This is a genomic window from Haloarchaeobius iranensis (assembly GCF_900103505.1).
Taxonomy (GTDB): domain Archaea; phylum Halobacteriota; class Halobacteria; order Halobacteriales; family Natrialbaceae; genus Haloarchaeobius; species Haloarchaeobius iranensis.
The window spans coordinates 1-1,095 of record NZ_FNIA01000073.1 but is presented as its reverse complement, the minus strand read 5'-3'; the positions used below and the strand labels follow the sequence as shown (position 1 = coordinate 1,095).

At 63.5% G+C, this 1,095-nt stretch carries 1 protein-coding gene; it reads right to left on the bottom strand.

The window, feature by feature from the left end:
• Window positions 1–164 precede the first annotated feature (164 nt).
• Complete coding sequence (locus tag BLT27_RS20575; RefSeq protein ID WP_089736699.1) at window positions 165–1,046, bottom strand: biosurfactant protein 1; 882 nt, start codon at window positions 1,044–1,046, stop codon at window positions 165–167.
• Window positions 1,047–1,095: the final 49 nt, after the last annotated feature.

The following is a 1,095-nucleotide window of genomic DNA, read 5'->3' as shown; positions in this document are numbered from 1 at the left end:
GGCATCGTTCGGTCACTCACTCTGGCTGGCCAATCCACCGAGTCAATCGTTGATTGTCTCGTTATCGGGGTTTTCCGCAATTCTACATAAGAGCGATTACTGTTAACCAACGAAACCCGGAGCCACCTGCAGAGATGTTGGTTAATCGACGCCCAACACTGGCCCTACTCGAGACTGGGTCCGTAGCGAGCCGAGCCACACACCCGGCACTCCCAGATCGGTTGGCCCGTCCACGCCTCATCTGGGACTGATTCATGGGTCTTGAACCGATGGTCGGTCCCCCGTCCACAGTTTTGACAGTCGAGTTCCTGCGTCGTCGGTACCGACGACACCTGGCGATCAGCCGCACCTTCGTCAGCGGATTCGGTCAGCGCCATCGCTGGAACCAGCCACGCCGCGTCGGCGGCGTCGTTGAGGACCGCGTCGAGACGCGACGCGTCGCGGATGCCGTCCCCACGCTGGTCGTAGAGCCGCGTCGGGGCCTGCTCCTGACGCTTCGACGCTTCCTGCCCGTGCCACCCAGTCCGGTCACGGGCGGCACTGAGAAGCCGCTCTCCCTCCTCTGACGACACCTGTACCGCGTCGGGGAGTGAGGGCCATTGCTCGGCCAGCTGGCGGGCAGGCGCCTCGTCGAGATCGTAGATGAGCGTGTAGTCGTCGACGGCCGGCTCCGCCTCATTGGCGGAGAGGAGGTTCGCCGCGGCGCCGCCCTTCGCCACGGCGCCGTAGAACGTGGTCGAATCGACGACTAAGTGGACGATGCCGAGGAACGTCGTCGAAGCTGACTCGTCTGTGCTAGTGGTGTCACTACCGAGATGGTTGCTGAGACAGAACCGGCATTTCGTCTGGCTGTCTGGGACTGACGCCCCACAGGACCGGCACTCGCCGTCGGTTACCGTCGGCGCATCAGGGTAACCACCAGAGCCCGTCGCGACGCGTTGCCGTCGGGGGGCACCCTCACACCCGTCATCCAGCCTCGTGTCCGGAATGTGGGACGCCTCGCCAGTCGGCCGCAGTTCCTCAAAGTCGGAGTAACGACCGTTCATAGAGCAGTCTACAGGGCTCTATTGAATCCACGGACGGCGTAGGGACGAG

Bases quoted from the DNA above. Each gene is read 5' to 3' on its own strand.
- BLT27_RS20575 (WP_089736699.1), bottom strand. From the start codon at position 1,046: ATGAACGGTCGTTACTCCGACTTTGAGGAACTGCGGCCGACTGGCGAG.